This window comes from Gemmata palustris, assembly GCF_017939745.1.
GTDB lineage: Bacteria > Planctomycetota > Planctomycetia > Gemmatales > Gemmataceae > Gemmata > Gemmata palustris.
On sequence record NZ_JAGKQQ010000001.1, the window covers coordinates 7,168,066 to 7,182,163 of the forward strand.

13 protein-coding genes are annotated in these 14,098 nt (G+C 66.0%); 2 read left to right on the forward strand and 11 right to left on the reverse strand.

The window, feature by feature from the left end:
* Positions 1–5 precede the first annotated feature (5 nt).
* From J8F10_RS29725 to J8F10_RS29765, 9 genes are all read right to left on the reverse strand, one after another.
* On the reverse strand, positions 6–527 hold the full coding sequence (locus tag J8F10_RS29725) for a phage terminase small subunit P27 family (RefSeq protein WP_210660096.1): 522 nt from the start codon (positions 525–527) through the stop codon (positions 6–8).
* A gap of 132 nt (positions 528–659) precedes the next feature.
* Positions 660–1,031 carry a hypothetical protein gene (locus J8F10_RS29730; RefSeq protein ID WP_210660098.1) on the reverse strand — a complete coding sequence of 124 codons (372 nt, stop codon included), beginning with the start codon at positions 1,029–1,031 and terminating at the stop codon, positions 660–662.
* The gene (locus J8F10_RS29735; RefSeq protein WP_210660101.1) at positions 1,031–2,395 is read right to left on the reverse strand and encodes a hypothetical protein; all 1,365 of its coding nucleotides are present in this window, start codon (positions 2,393–2,395) and stop codon (positions 1,031–1,033) included. The genes J8F10_RS29730 and J8F10_RS29735 overlap by 1 nt, the downstream gene beginning before the upstream one ends.
* A 64-nt stretch (positions 2,396–2,459) precedes the next feature.
* Positions 2,460–3,281 (reverse strand): hypothetical protein, encoded by an 822-nt coding sequence (locus J8F10_RS29740; RefSeq protein ID WP_210660102.1) that lies wholly within the window; start codon positions 3,279–3,281, stop codon positions 2,460–2,462.
* Between the two features lie 63 nt (positions 3,282–3,344).
* Positions 3,345–4,397, reverse strand: a complete 1,053-nt coding sequence (locus tag J8F10_RS29745) for an HK97 family phage prohead protease (RefSeq protein WP_210660103.1) — start codon at positions 4,395–4,397, stop codon at positions 3,345–3,347.
* A 133-nt stretch (positions 4,398–4,530) separates the two neighbouring features.
* A complete protein-coding gene (locus J8F10_RS29750; RefSeq protein ID WP_210660104.1) occupies positions 4,531–5,082 on the reverse strand; it encodes a sigma-70 family RNA polymerase sigma factor in 552 nt (183 codons plus the stop codon).
* Between the two features lie 798 nt (positions 5,083–5,880).
* Entirely contained in the window at positions 5,881–7,173 is a 1,293-nt protein-coding gene (locus J8F10_RS29755; RefSeq protein WP_210660105.1) for a tyrosine-type recombinase/integrase, read from the reverse strand.
* A 121-nt stretch (positions 7,174–7,294) separates the two neighbouring features.
* The gene (locus J8F10_RS29760; protein WP_210660106.1) at positions 7,295–8,215 is read right to left on the reverse strand and encodes a hypothetical protein; all 921 of its coding nucleotides are present in this window, start codon (positions 8,213–8,215) and stop codon (positions 7,295–7,297) included.
* Between the two features lie 206 nt (positions 8,216–8,421).
* Entirely contained in the window at positions 8,422–9,339 is a 918-nt protein-coding gene (locus J8F10_RS29765) for an alpha/beta hydrolase family esterase (RefSeq protein ID WP_210660107.1), read from the reverse strand.
* Positions 9,340–9,860: 521 nt separating this feature from the next.
* Between J8F10_RS29765 and J8F10_RS29770 the strand changes: the two genes are divergently transcribed.
* Positions 9,861–11,432, forward strand: coding sequence for an RNA polymerase sigma factor RpoD/SigA (locus tag J8F10_RS29770; RefSeq protein WP_210660108.1), 1,572 nt, complete (start codon positions 9,861–9,863; stop codon positions 11,430–11,432).
* A gap of 76 nt (positions 11,433–11,508) precedes the next feature.
* Here J8F10_RS29770 and J8F10_RS29775 read toward each other — a convergent pair whose 3' ends face one another.
* Together J8F10_RS29775 and J8F10_RS29780 are read right to left on the reverse strand one after the other, a co-directional pair.
* The gene (locus J8F10_RS29775) at positions 11,509–11,829 is read right to left on the reverse strand and encodes a hypothetical protein (protein WP_210660111.1); all 321 of its coding nucleotides are present in this window, start codon (positions 11,827–11,829) and stop codon (positions 11,509–11,511) included.
* Complete coding sequence (locus J8F10_RS29780) at positions 11,826–12,419, reverse strand: hypothetical protein (protein ID WP_210660112.1); 594 nt, start codon at positions 12,417–12,419, stop codon at positions 11,826–11,828. The genes J8F10_RS29775 and J8F10_RS29780 overlap by 4 nt, the downstream gene beginning before the upstream one ends.
* 300 nt (positions 12,420–12,719) lie before the next feature.
* Between J8F10_RS29780 and J8F10_RS29785 the strand changes: the two genes are divergently transcribed.
* The gene (locus J8F10_RS29785) at positions 12,720–14,078 is read left to right on the forward strand and encodes an IS4 family transposase (protein WP_210660113.1); all 1,359 of its coding nucleotides are present in this window, start codon (positions 12,720–12,722) and stop codon (positions 14,076–14,078) included.
* Positions 14,079–14,098: the final 20 nt, after the last annotated feature.

The following is a 14,098-nucleotide window of genomic DNA, read 5'->3' on the forward strand; positions in this document are numbered from 1 at the left end:
TCCCGTTAGTTGGCTTCCCGCAATGCCGCAATGCGGTCCCTGATCGCAATGACCTTGTTCGTCGCCGCCGTGGGCGCCGCTTCCGGTGCCGCACCCGCCCGCGATCGGGCCGCCGGAGAGATCCCCAGCGCGTCAGCCAATTGCTTCACCCGACCCAAGAGCGCGTCCTGCGTGCGGAGCAGCGGGTTCGGTTTCTCGACACTGTGACCCGTGGGGCGCCCGTTGCGATCCAGAGTCGGCACCTCGATCACAACGCCGGTCTTGTTCAGCGCCTTGCGCACCTCCGCGAGATCGGCCTCCGCCGTCGCGTAGGACGCGATCAGGCCCACATCGACGTTCGCCACGGTCCCGGCCTCTAGCATGTCGCCGACGACGCGCTTGAACACCTTCTTGGCGGTCTTGCTCAACCAAGACGGACACGCCGGAGCGCCCGGCCTGTACCGAGACGCGCCCTTGCTCGCGGCCGGAGATCCCTTCGGCATCGGCCGCATCACGTACTGTCCCGGCTTCGGCCCACGCTGGCCCATTACTTACTCGGTGTGGGGGAAAAGATGTTTGCGAAACCAGTTTGTGTTTTTTGAGCAGGGGCACACGGTCTTCCCGGGTCTATGCCGTAAAATATTACCGGGTATCCCCTTACAGCGAAATTATGACTAAGGCTATTTCGATTTCTGCGCTGGTGTCGGCACGAGGGGCGTGAGCTTGTTGACGAGCGCGATCTGATCGGCGATGGCCACCGCGGTCAGGTACGGCAGGTCGCGCGCCTCGTCAATCGTGAGCAGCGCCTGACCTTCCGCGTCGCACAGACCGAACGCGATCACGCGAACCATTCGGCCGATCATGTCGCCGGGGTTCTGCCGCTCGAACTGGTAGAGCGCGGCCCACCGCTCCGCGGTCAAGGTGCGCGCGTGGAGCTTCACGCCCTCGACTTCGATCGTGACGACGCGCACCTCGTCGGGAAGCCCGCGTACCTTCATGCGGTGCCGAACGAATCCCAGAAGCGTCGGCCCGTCCACGTTCAGCGCGCCCATTACGTCACCACCTTGATCGTGGGAGAGCGATCCATCAGGTCGATGAGCCGCTGTATCTTGCGGTTCTGCTCCTTCGCGACCTTCAGCGCCTCACGCGCGATCTGCACCGGGTTGTCCCCGATCGACCCGCCCGCGATGGCGTTCGAGGCGCGGAAGTTCGCGACCGCGGTATGGGCCTCGAACGACCCGCCCAGCGCGGCGCCCGATAGGATGGGGCCGCCGCTTTCGAGCTTGGTGTCTTTGACGCCGTTCGCGATGCTCGACGCGATCCCGAACGTGTTGACGAGAAGTTCCGTGCTGTTCTGCAACTTCTCGATTTCCTTCAACTGCCGCTCTGCGAAGCCCTGCATGCGCAGGTCGTAGAGCTGGATCTGGTTCGCCGTGAACCCGAGCGTATCGCCCTGCTTCTTGATCGCGTCGGTCACCTGCTTCATCTTGTCGAAGTCGGCGCCACCTACGAAGTTCGCCGCGCTGCCGACCGCCGTCATGACGTGATCGAAACCCTTCGTCACGGCGTCGAGCTTCTCGGCAGCGATGACGAACTCGCGAACCTGCTTTTCGCTGAAGCCGTCAAGCTCCAACTCCAGGCGCTTCGCCGCGTGTTCGGCCATCCCAAACGTTGCCGCCTGCCGCTCCATCGCCTCGGTGATTTTGTTGATCTCTCCGACCTTTGCGGGGTTGCGGTCCGGGTCGTTGTGGAGCAACAATTGCTTCAGCAATTCGTCGCGCCGCTCGGTCGCCTTCTGAAGCCGCTCGTCGGACTCCTTCAGCGCGGCTTCGAGGGGTTCACGAAGTCGCCCGAGTTGGCCAAACGACCATTCGCGAGCAACCTGCGCGTCCGCGGTCATTCTTTCGCTGAGACTCCCTCCGCGCGCCGCGCCCAGTTTCAGCTTGTCGAGCTCGATTTGCGCCCGGCGTTTCTCCGCTTCGGCCGAGCCGGACTCCGCGCTCACCTCGCGTAACTGCTTTTCGAGTTCCACGAGCCGACTGGCCGCGGTCGCGCTCTGTGCGTCGAGCATCGCGGCCCGATCTGCGGCGCGGGAGTCAGTGATCTTGGCGAGCTTCTGACTCAACTCGGCCGATCGCTCCATCGCCTTGTTGAACTGCTCCGTGCGCAAGACTGCGTGTTGGATTTCGTCGCCGACCTTGAGTGCCGCGAACGCAACGGCGGCCCAGCCCAGAGCTTTGGCGCCCGGTCCCGCCAGCAACTTATCGACACCTGCGCCGGCGCTGCCCGCGATCTTGCGCGTCTTCGCCGCCCAACTTTCAGTCGCGGCTTCGGCCTTCTTCAGCCCGACCAACAGTTGGTCCGCGTTCGCCGTGAGAACTACCGCACCGGTTCCGATCGTGTTTGAGCCGGCCATTGAAACTCACAGTTGGGTGTGGAGAGAACCGCGCTGACGAGTGCCGGCGCGGGAGAGGAGTGGGTTAGCGCGGGAGAATTCCTGGGAGCTTCATGTCCACCTCGGCCGTGGTCAGCGCCCCGCGGCCGATGAGGTCATTGAGCACCGCGACCAAGTGCATGTGCGAGCTCTGATCCCGCATGTCGGCTGGGACGGGACCGCTCGCGAACATGCTCGCCAGTTGGCGCATCCCCGCGCCGGTCAGTTGCACGACAGCGGACCTGAGTTGCTCACCGGCCGCGACGAAGTTCAGGTACTGCGCGGCCGCCTCGCGCAGCGCCGGCACATACAGGGTCGCTTCGGCTTCTTCGGCCAGCGCACTTCGGGCTTTGCGAATCGCGTCCTGAGTCGCGCCCGCGGCCACGCTCGCAGCTTCCGTGAGGAGCTTCTCGCGCTTGTACAGGGCGCGCAATTTCTCGATGTCCGTCTCGTCCGCGCCCGCGACGATCAAGGCGACTTGCCGCTTGTCGAGTTCCCGCTCCCCGGCGCCCGCGGGCAGACTCAGCGCCGTGAGGAGCGCGCCCTTCGATTCACCGAGTGCCTTCCGCTTCGCCTGGATGTCGGCTTCGGCGGCCCGCGCGGAGATCACACCGGGAACACCCTCGACGTCGGGCAGCCCGATCACCGCAGGCGCGCGGGGTGGGGGGATCACCGGCGCCGTCAGGAGCCCTTCCAGGTCGCTGCCGTCGTCGGCTTCATCGTCGTCGTCGTCACCGATCGGAGCAATCGGTTCCGCCTTCCGCACGGTCGGGCGCACCCGCTGGCGCGGCGCCGGTTCGGGCGCGTCGAGTTGCTGACTGAGCGTCCGCTCGATCAAGGCGATATCTGATTGCGCTTCCGGGGGCATGTTGCGGTCCTTGTAGTTCCAGAAGGGGCCACACCGCGAAGTTGCGAGGTGGCATTTCGGTCGTCAGCACATACAGTCTTCGAGTTCGTCCCTGCCGCAGAACTCGCACACCATTTGCGGCTCGGACGGCTTTCCCCGGCTGCCCGTGAGCCGAAGCGTGGCCGCGATCCGCTCGCGGTCGCATTCGGACGCGATCCGCCGGCACTGCGCCGATAGCGCGTTCATCTTGCGGGCGCGGGGGCTGGGAGGGACCGGGCGGGAAACCTCACGCTCCTCATCCTCCATGCCCATGAGCGCGAGTTGCACCGCGACGGCATCCTGATCGGCGCGAGCGTCGGTGCCGTGATTGCTCCGGCCTCCGGCGTCGGCCGCAACGCCAGCAGTCGAGCCTGTGTACGCGGGAATCGAGACGGGACCGAGTTCGTAGAGTTCGAGGTCCATGCGCTCGATGATGTCTCGCCCATCGTCCGCGTACCGTTTCGAGTCGTGCGGAAAGAACGAGAACGAAGAGCCGTTGAGATCGCCGCGCCGGGCCAGTTCGTACACCTCGTTGCCCGTGGGCGTGTTGGGCAAATCGACCTCGTACCGCAGCCCGACCTTGTCCACGGTGAGCCGAAGTGTTCCCGATGTGGTTCGACCCAGAAGGCGCGCCGTGTCGTGGTCCTGACAACACACCACGTCGGGCCGCTCGCGCAGGGTGCGCGTGAAGGCGTCCGGGTTGATGCGCTCCCAGAGGTCGGTGTTCAGCTCGTACTCGGTGCCGGGATCGCCGGGGACGTGGAACACCGCGCCGTAACCGGAAAGAACCCGGTTGCCCCCTTCGGTACGAACCGTGGGGCGACGGTTCGCGTGCCGCCGCTCGCCACCGATCGACCCGCTGCGGTACTCGATCTTCGGCCCCGTGCTACCCCCTCGCTCGATCCAACGGTCAATATCCGCGGCGCGCCACCGCGGGCGGGAACCCACGCCAAACGGCTGGGGGAAGCGCCCCGCGGCCACAAGCCGGCGAATGGTGATGACGTGACAGTTGAGACGCTTTGCGACCGCGGCGGTATCGAGCGCGTTCGGGTCGCTTGAGGTCCGGGTGTTGTCACCCGATTCGGGAATTGTGAGCACGGGTACTACTCCGGGTTCGCCGCAGTTCGCGGGAGTCACCATCTGGTATCCGGTTCACCCCGGTCCTGTCAGATCCCGGAAAACGAAAAAACCGCGGGAGCGCTCCCGCGGCCCATCTGTGTTCGCTCGCTACTCAGCGCGAGAGACATTTTTGCCCATTCGCGCGCTGAGGCCTCATGCGCCGCGGTGCGAGCAGTTCGGCCGCGCGGTGCAGTTGGCGAGCGACGGTGTCGTGGCTTTGATTCGTCAAATGGCCGATCTCGCGGAGGCTGAAACCATCGACCATGTACAATCTGACGATAAATGCAATGTCTTCAGGTAGATCCTCGATCAATACGGGCTTCGCGGGCTGCTCCACGCGCCGGCGCGCCACGTCGTGTTCGAGCGATACGACCGCCGGCCGGTTCGAGCGCCTGAGCTTCAGCCGGTGGAGCGCACGCCCGAACCAGCGCCGAACGGCCGCCTTCGCGAACCCTATGAACGTGTCCGCATTGGTGCAGTTGGTGCGACACCACATGAGCGCGTCGGTAGCCGCGTCGATCAGAACCTCTTCGACCTCGCTGCTACCGCGGGCGCGCTTCCGTGCGAAGCTCATCGCCCAATCGCACGCAGCCTTCATGTCCTCATCCGCGATCGCGACCGTCAGGGGCGCGCCCACGAGCACCTCGTTGTTCTCGGTTAGCATTTCGACCTCGCGGTTGTTGGTTGGTCCGGCGGATGCGGCTCGTCTTCCTAATCTGTCGGGATGGCGCGGGTTGGTGCGTACCGACCCCTGCGATGGAGTCGGTACAGTCAAAACCCTGTCGTACATGGACGGGAGGTTTGACCGGCCCGGGTATTTGGTTCGCGCATCCCGGGCTTCCACCCTGCGCGCCGAACAGTGGTGGGTCGCTGGCAGGGTGTCGGTACGCACACCAGCGCTGTTCGGTACGGCAACCCGCACCCGGGTCACCTTCACTCCTGGCTCATCGCCCTCACGTTCCCGGAGTTGGGAACCGATCCGTCGGCCGCAGCCACGCACGGAACAACGCGCTCGCCCAACCGGGGGCTATGTCGAGGCGAAGTGTACACGATGGCATATAGTGAACACAAGGTCGGTGCGCGGCGAGGTCTGCCCCTTGCTCTTGCCCGCCGGAATTACGACGCGAGCGCGACGAAAACGCGACGGGGCTGCGACAAAAGCGAGACCTTTAAAGGTCACCCCAAAGGTGGGTCCAAAGGTGGTTGACGTGTGGTGCGGACTATGGGGATTTGGGAACCACACCACCCTTAAGGGTCAACCCAAGGGTGGTGTCAAGGGTCACGACGTGGGGCAGAAAAACAGCTCGATTTTGGAACCCCGAACCAAGATACCGAACACGACAAAAACGACCGTTCTTCCCGAACCCGAACAGATCCTTAGAGCCGAGTGGTCGCCTTACGTCTGCGCGCAGATGTTTGCACCCGCACGCAGATGCATTCCGGGCGGTCGCGCCCCAGCTCGCTACCCCATCTTGCGCGCGATCTCAATTTTCATGCGCTCGCGCGGATCGACGTGAACGTAGACCGCGCTGGCAACGGCCTCCGAATCCCCGATCGCCGCCGCCGCGTGTCCGAGCGAGCGGAATTGCTCGGCAACTTCTGTGGCGAGCGCGTGCCGGAGTTGGTGCGGTGACCACCGAGTCACACCGGCCCGGACGCTGGCGCGGAGAACCGCGTGCGAGTAATTATTCGGCCCCTCGTCGAAGATCGGACCGGAGGGGTCGCCTTCGAGAAACGGCCGGAGGATCTCCACCGCCTTCGGGCCGAAGTAGTACGCCTGCCGCTTCCCGCGGTGGCGGTTTTTGTTCGCCTTGCCGACCTCGTACCGCCACACGTCCGCCGACCTGTCGAGATCGCCCAATTCTAGCGCGCACACTTCGCCGGGCCGCATTCCCGTCAGCCGTTGCAACTTCACCATCGCCGTGAGCTTTGTGTTGCGCACGGGGTCGGCCGGCGCGAGGAAGGGTATTGTCGCCTCAATCTGCTGGTTCGTGGCGGGCTGCTTTTTCGGTCGATCGGGCGCGGGCGATCGACCCGGTTTGAGGCTCTCGACCAATTTCAGGGCGCTGTGAACCGCGGCCGGAACCAGTGATTGCCCCGCGCCCCAGGCGAACATCCGCACGACGCGGTTGACGTAGGAGTTGACTGTCGTTCTCGAATGCCCGTAGCCGACGAGCTTCGTGCGGCATTCTCGGAGCGCGGCCGGGGTGAAGTCCGCCGCGAGCGTCATGCCCAGTTCTTCGTTCACTAATCGCGCCGCCGCGAGGCACGTCTTGACCTCGGTCGTCGGTAAGCCGTCCTTTGTGTAGTAGCCGCGGACGTGTTCCATCCACCGCTCTGCGAGGATCGCGACCGACAGCCCCCCGCCGGCCTTCATCCCCGAGCCGGCCATCTGATCGTACTTGCCCTCAATCCAATCCTGCGAGAACTTGCGGTACGCGGTGTTCGCCTCCGCGCCACCGTGCTTCCCGAAATAGCGCTCGTTGATCTTCCCCATCATCCGCCAGCGCGAGTACGCGCGCCCGGACGGGTGCCGCTTCAACTTGGGGACCGGGCGCGGGACGTTTGCCGGGGGCCGCCCGCCGTAGGTGGACTTCCTCCGGATCGGCGTCGCTACCGCCTGCTCGATCGTTTGGCCGTAAACGGCGATGCGAGACCTGAGCGTCGCGGCACTTACGCCGCACCGCTCGGAGAGTTGCGCGAGAGTCAGCCTCTCGCCCATGTACTCGACCACTGTTGCTTTTCCCTGAGCCATTGTTCACCTGCTACAAATGTTCGCATGTGCCACATGCCCAGTGTTAACCTCCGCGTCAGAAAGAATCAAATCGCCGGGATTCCTAGCGTTTCCGGCACCTTGATTTATACTGTACAAGTATTCAGATGTTGTTGAAGAACGTGTCGCGCTCGTTCACGTTCGCGCCGTCGAGTCCGAGCCACAAGTCCCGAGAAGACGCCGCGGGCGCTTCAAATACGAGAACGTCCACGATCCCGGCCCCACCGGGCGGCAATGAGTGGTTCCCCTTCAGTTGCCCGCCGACCCACGCGCCGGACGGGATCTTCGCGGCCTTGATCTTCGCGTTCGCCGAGTCCTTTAACTCCGCGTAGTTGTGGAGCGGGTTCTGCCACCGGCGCAGCGCCACGCGGCCGTGCGGGAGGCTCTGGGTCTCGACCCACACGACCAACACCGGCTCGGGCGCGAGAAACTCGTTGTTCGTGGCGCTAATCAGGGTCGGGCGCGTGACCGTTGCGCCGACGACGCGGGTCTGAATTGGGCCGCAGCGCACCCACTCGGAAACGAACCCCGCGGGCGGGCGATTGAGTGGGAGCGCGTGCGGGGGCGGCGCGAGATAATCGGCCGGGTTCGGCGCAACGGCGACCGGATCGGGCTGCTCTTTTTTCGGGAGCGGTGCCGGCGTGTTCGGTTCCTGAATCGGCTCCGGGCGCACTTTTGAGATCGGAGGCGGCCCCGGAGGAACTATCGACCCGGGGTTGGGCGGGAGTTCGGGATTCGTCTTCGCTGGCGGTTCGCGGCCTTCAACGGGCTTTTCAATGAAAGCGGGTGCTTTGGCCACCGGCTCCGGGGGATCGGAGTCGTCACGATTGAACAGAGCGAACATCCCCCCGCAGGCGAGCAGCAGAACGAACAACCCGCCGCCCAAAACGGGCGCCACCACGGGGAGCCAAGAATGCTGAACCGCCTCGCTCCCGCAACCGGGGCAGCGGGGCGCGAGGTCGTGGCCCTGCGGGTACCACGTGTAATTGCAGGCGTCGCATCGATTGAGTGGGCGAATCGGCATCGGGGCGAGCTCCGGGGGCGGGGGCGATCGCGCATTCGCGGACAAATTCGTTTGTATAGGGGATACAAACTACCATTCCGCTCGTCGTCTGTCATGCCCGAAGATGCGTTATGCTCGGTCGGGCATTCGGTGAACCTTCATTCGCCGAATGCCCGACGGATTGGAGACTTGCGCAGTAGCGGCGAGGTGGGTTCAGTGCGGCCCCATCATGAGGCGGAGGGGGCCATGACGCTCTTGAAGAACGCCCAAATCATCTCGGTCGCGTTCACGGTACTCGAGGGCGGCCCCGCCACGCGCGGGTTGAGTTGCGCCCGGCCCCCGGGCCAGTGATGGCCGAGGTCTTCGATCGTCACCGCGTCGAACACGACCGGGCCGGGGTAGCGATCGACTCTAACTGTCTGATCGTCGCGCTGCGCCACGGGCGGTACCGCGCAGTCGAGTGCCCGTGCCCAGCGCTCGAGGGTGTCCGCGACGGGCGGTCGGCGCACGAGTCGGTTGCGCCACGGCAGGCGCACGTCGCCCCCGCGGAGCGGGAGCAATAAATCCCGCGCGCCGACGGTATAGAGTGTGGGGACCGGGCGCGCGGGCCGCGGGTCGCGCACCCAACAGTGCCCCGCAACAGGGGCAATAGCCGCAACGCGGTTCGCCGATTCTGCCGCGATACGAAATGTCATCCCGGCCCCATTTGAGAAGCCCGTTACAAACACGTTGCGTGAATCGAGACCGAGGCGAAATATCGCGTCGTCCATCACCGCAGTGAGGAACTGGACATCGTCCGGTAGGGCGGAAGAACGACGCGCGAAGGGTGAATCAGAACCGGAAGAAGATCCGGTGTCGTGTTCTATGGTTGTTGTCTGTTGGTCATACGCCCAAGATGCGTCGTTCCAGCGGGGCGGATTGGCGAGAAGCGACGGCGGTTTGGTCGGGTCCGGCGGAAGTGCTTCGGGAACCGCGAGCGCAAAACCTTCGCGCCGAGCGAGTTCCGACCAGCCGGTTTCGCGGTCCGCCCATTCCGCGGTTCCACCGGTGCCGGTAAGGAAGATCACGATCGGCGCGCCCGGGTGCGCGGGGAACAGGAGCCATTCCCGGCGAAAACCACCGATTTCTGCCCCAATACGTTCCACTCTGTCGTTTTAGGAAATGGAGCCTGATCGGGAGCGTGAACTCGCTGACTCGTCTGAAGGCGCCCACGGGCGCCGTATGTAACGAACTGCGCAATGTCGTAATTGGCGGCCCCGGGGCTGTGAACCGAGTTCGTCCCGGTCGCGCCAGTGGGTTTAGGAACGCGCTTTGCGCGGGAGTGTAATTGGTGAAGGGGGCGAAAGTTTACCGGCCGAATCTGCGCCCCGGCCCAGAAGGTCGGGTATAATGCAGAGGGATTCGGCGCGAACCGTGAACCTTTCGTTCTTCGGGACCGTCGAAATCTGGGGGCGGGTTGGCCCGCTCTCGATCGCGAAGTACGCTGTTGTTTCCTATCGCGGGTCAGTGTCCGGAACCACTGCCACGCGAGACCCCCACCAGATAAGTTCGTTGGCACGGGATTCGGAGCGGTTGCGCCCCGACGAACCCGTATCGCGATACGGTACGCACGCGGAATGACTTTTGCCTTGCCGACCGGCACCCACCGGACGGAGCGGACAGAAATATGAGCCGTATGACGCACAACGACGAAACGAACGACCGACCCGTGAACGAACTGCCCCACGACGAGCGCGTGGCGCGGGACGAGCGCGAGGAGGAAGACGATCTGGCCGACGACGGCGAGGAGTCGGACGACGATACCGCCCTCGAGCCCGAAGAGGCGCGCGCCGACGACGAAGCCCCGGCGAGCGAAGACGAGTACGCCGGGGGACCGGACGACGCGCTCGGGCTGTACCTCCGGCAGATGGGTTCGATCCCGCTGCTCAACCGCGAGCGGGAACTCGCGCTGGCGAAGCGCCTGGAGCACCACCGCAACCGGTTCCGCAGCGCCGCACTGGTGTGCCCGCGCTTGTTGATTCGCGTGCTGGAGAAGTTCGAGCAGATCGCCGCCGGCCAGACGCCCATCGATCCGAACATTGATGCGTACTCGTCGGTCGATTTGCGCCTCACGCGGGCACAGATCCTCGCCCGCCTCGGCACCGACCTGCCGACGCTCCGCGTGCTGCTCGGGCAGGACACCCAGGTGTTCGCGGCCGGCGTGCGGGACGAGTTCCGCGGTGGTTCCAGCGCGTGGAAGCGCGACCGGTTCCACCGGCTCGCCAAGTGCCGCCGGCTCGTGAACGAGCTGTCCCCGCGGACGGAAATCCTCGAGCGCTGGACGGACGAACTGAACGACCTCGCGGACGAACTGAAGCACCTGTCGATCGCGCAGGGCGAAGCCGGGTGCCCGGCCGACCGCGCCAAGTTGGGCAAACTGCTCCGCGACGCCGAGTGCCGCGCGTCCATGACGGCCGACGAACTGGCGGCGCTGGTCCGCGTGCTGCGGAAGCGCCGGCTCGCGTACCAGGCGGTGCGGAAGGAGCTCGCGGAAGCGAACCTCCGGCTCGTGGTTTCGATCGCCAAGAACTACCGCAACCGCGGGCTGCCGTTCTCGGACCTCATTCAAGAGGGCAACCGAGGGTTGATGCGGGCCGTGGACAAGTACGAGTGGCGGTTGGAGTTCAAGTTCGGCACCTACGCGACGTGGTGGATTCGGCAGGGCATCACCCGGGCGCTGCACGACAACGCCCGCACGGTGCGCGTGCCGTGCCACCAGATCAGTTTGCTGTCGCGTATGGAGAAGACGCGCGGGGAGCTCACCGCCGCGACCGGGCGCGAGCCGACCACCGAGGAACTGGCCGCAGCCCTGGACATCAAACCCGAAGACGCCCGCAGTTTGCGTATCGTCGGCCGGCACCCGGTCAGCCTGAACGACGCGGTCGGCGGGGAGGGCGAACGCGCCCTCGAAGACTTCCTGAGTGACGGGCAGATCCCGAACCCCGGCGAACACGTTGATGCGAACTTGCTGAAAGAGCGCATCGGCGAGGTGCTGAAGAGTTTGGCGCCCCGGGAGCGCGAGGTGATCGAGCTGCGGTTCGGACTGAAGGACGGCACCCCGCGCACGCTCGACGAAGTGGCCAAGCAGTACGGCATCACCCGCGAGCGCATCCGTCAGATCGAGGCCCGCGGGCTGCTGAAGCTCCGCCAGCCGACGCGCTCGTGCCGGCTCGAAGAGTTCGCCGACGAGAACGAGTAACTCGCAACAATAACAGTCGAGCGAACGGGCCGGGGAGCAGGTGGTGCTCTCCGGCCCGTTCGCTTTGTACCCCGCGTCATTTCAAATCGCGCTTGGGCCTTGATACCTCAACTGTGACCGGGCCGTTCGTGGCCGGCTTACTGTCGATCCCCAGTTCGCTCGAGAGCTTGTTCGCGGCTTCGTAAGGATTGGCCTTCACGTCGCTGGGCGTGACGTACATCGTCGGCGGCGTCGGGTTGACGGCCGGCGGTGGGGTCGGATCGATCGCGGGCGACCCGCTCGTGAGCGCCTTGCCCTGCTGTGCGGCCGGCGCTTCTTTGGCGAACGGGCCGATCGGTTTCAGCGTGCTGCACCCGGCGAGCGTGAACACACTCAACGCGAAGAAAAGCGTTTTCACGGGTTCACCTCCCGAACTTCCTGAGCGGGTGCTGCGGCTCCACCGAGTGCGGCGGTGCCCGATACCGGGACCGGAGCGGCCGGTGCGACCAGCTTTGCCGCGGCCGTCTTGGAATCGAGCGGCTTCTCCGGGGCGAGATCGAACGACGACGCGAAACTGCTGCTCGACGTGGGCAGCGGAGCTTTTGCGTGCTTCGACACGCCGAGGGCCGCGACCCGTGCCTGGTAGACCGCGTTGGCCTGGCGCTCCATCTCATCGACCTGGCGCATCAGCGCTTCGTCGACCGGGATCTTTTCGAGCGCGACCTGGCGGAGTTCGGTGCAAACCGTCAACCGGCGGAGCAGGGCATCGGACTCGGCTTTCACGGCCGACTGGACCACGTCCGGCGGGAGCGGCGCGCTCGGGCGCGGCCCCCCGGTGACCGGCCCGCTGCGGACCGTTGGCCCGGCCGGTTTCGGCGCGCTCACGAACATCCTCTTGTACCACGGCCGCGTGTCGGTCGCGGTTGTGGGCGCATCGGCCGCGATCGCCGGCGCCCCCGCGCCGACCGCCAGCGCAGCGGCAACCCCCCAGACCCGAAGTCGGCTCATGGTTCCCCCCCTTATTTCCCGCCCGCGCCGCAGCGCGGTTCGAGCGGTACCCGTGATTCCGCGCGCGTTCCCCAGCGGCACGTCTTCAGCGGGTGACTATTCGCAGTGAGTGGGCGGCTTATGCCAACGGAAACCGGACGTGTAAAGCCCGTTTCGGTATGGGTTCAGAACCGTTGGTGTGCGCTTGCGCACGGCGGGCCGCTCCACCCGCTCGTTGACCCCTTCCAGTTGGTCACATTGTTGGGGTTGACAAGTGGTTGTTTGGAATGGGTAATCGTTTGCACCCGAGGAGGGGTCGCGATGAATCCGTTACCGAAATCGTTCGGGGCTCAGGAGTTCGGTGATGTGGAGCTGGGGGACGTGCGGCGCACGCGCCGGCTCGTGGCCCTCGCCGATGCGTGCGCGTGCGCTCCGGGCCACGCGCTCCCGGACAAGTTCCACGACCCGAGCGGTTACCAGGGTGCGTTGCGCCTGCTCCGGAGTCCGCACGTCACGCACGCGGCCGTGCTCGCCCCGCACCAGGCGCGCACCCTGGACCGGGCCGAGGCCCACACGGGCACGGTACTCATCGTTCACGACACCACGGACCTGGACTTCTCCGGGCACCGGACCCTGGCCCCACAACTCGGACCCATCGGTAACGGGGGCGGGCGCGGGCTCCTGTGCCACAACAGCCTCGCGGTCGACTCCGGGACCGGGGAGATCCTGGGCCTGGTGGCCCAACAGCTCCACGTGCGCGTGCCCGTGGGGAAGAACGAGTCCCGGGGCACCAAGCGCGCGCGGGCGACCCGGGAGAGCCGCCTGTGGACCCGGGCCCTCGACGAGATCGGGCCGGCCCCGGGCGCGAACCGGTGGGTCCACGTGGCGGACCGGGGGGCCGATGCGTTCGAGTTCGTGTCCCGGTTGGCGCGCACCGGTGAGCGGTTCGTGGTGCGCGCCCAACACGACCGGTCCTTGGGCCCGGGGGCCAAGCTGTTCGCTACGGCACGGGCCACGCCCCCGGTGGGCGCGTGGGAGCTCGAGTTGCCCCCCACCCGAGCCCGCGCGGGGTGCCGAGCGCAGGTGCGCGCGAGCCTCACGACGGTGACCGTGCCCCCGCCCCACAACCGCAAGGGCGAGTACCCGGCGCTCCCGATCCGGGTCCACGTGGTGCGCGTGTGGGAGCCGGACCCGGGGGCCGGGGCGGACCCCGTGGAGTGGTTGCTGTTGACCTCGGAACCGGTGACGGACGTGCCCGGGTTGCGCCGGGTCGCGCACTGGTACCGAACCCGGTGGGTGATCGAGGAGTACCACAAGGGCCTGAAGACGGGCGCGGGGATCGAGCGCTTGCAGCTCGATCCCCGCGGGGCCCTGGACCCGGCGATCGGGGTGCTCAGCGTGGTCGCGGTGGCCCTGGTGAACCTGCGCCAACTGGCTTCGGGTTCGGGCGGTGCGGACCGACCGGCACACGAGGTGGTCCCGGGGCGCTGGGTCGAGGTGCTCAGCACGTGGCGCTATAAGGCCCCGCGCGCGTTGAGCGCCGAGGCGTTCGTGCAGGCCCTGGCCCGGTTGGGTGGGTGGATCCCGCGCAAGCAACCACCCGGGTGGCTCGTCCTCTGGCGCGGATGGACGAGGCTACACGCCTTCCTCGAATTCGAGGCCGCAATACCAAAGATGTGACCAACTGGAAGGTGTCAACG

Bases quoted from the DNA above. Each gene is read 5' to 3' on its own strand.
- J8F10_RS29770 (WP_210660108.1), top strand. From the start codon at position 9,861: ATGAGCCGTATGACGCACAACGACGAAACGAACGACCGACCCGTGAAC.
- J8F10_RS29735 (WP_210660101.1), bottom strand. From the start codon at position 2,395: ATGGCCGGCTCAAACACGATCGGAACCGGTGCGGTAGTTCTCACGGCG.
- J8F10_RS29780 (WP_210660112.1), bottom strand. From the start codon at position 12,419: ATGAGCCGACTTCGGGTCTGGGGGGTTGCCGCTGCGCTGGCGGTCGGC.
- J8F10_RS29730 (WP_210660098.1), bottom strand. From the start codon at position 1,031: ATGGGCGCGCTGAACGTGGACGGGCCGACGCTTCTGGGATTCGTTCGG.
- J8F10_RS29740 (WP_210660102.1), bottom strand. From the start codon at position 3,281: ATGCCCCCGGAAGCGCAATCAGATATCGCCTTGATCGAGCGGACGCTC.
- J8F10_RS29755 (WP_210660105.1), bottom strand. From the start codon at position 7,173: ATGGCTCAGGGAAAAGCAACAGTGGTCGAGTACATGGGCGAGAGGCTG.
- J8F10_RS29785 (WP_210660113.1), top strand. From the start codon at position 12,720: ATGAATCCGTTACCGAAATCGTTCGGGGCTCAGGAGTTCGGTGATGTG.
- J8F10_RS29760 (WP_210660106.1), bottom strand. From the start codon at position 8,215: ATGCCGATTCGCCCACTCAATCGATGCGACGCCTGCAATTACACGTGG.
- J8F10_RS29750 (WP_210660104.1), bottom strand. From the start codon at position 5,082: ATGCTAACCGAGAACAACGAGGTGCTCGTGGGCGCGCCCCTGACGGTC.
- J8F10_RS29725 (WP_210660096.1), bottom strand. From the start codon at position 527: ATGGGCCAGCGTGGGCCGAAGCCGGGACAGTACGTGATGCGGCCGATG.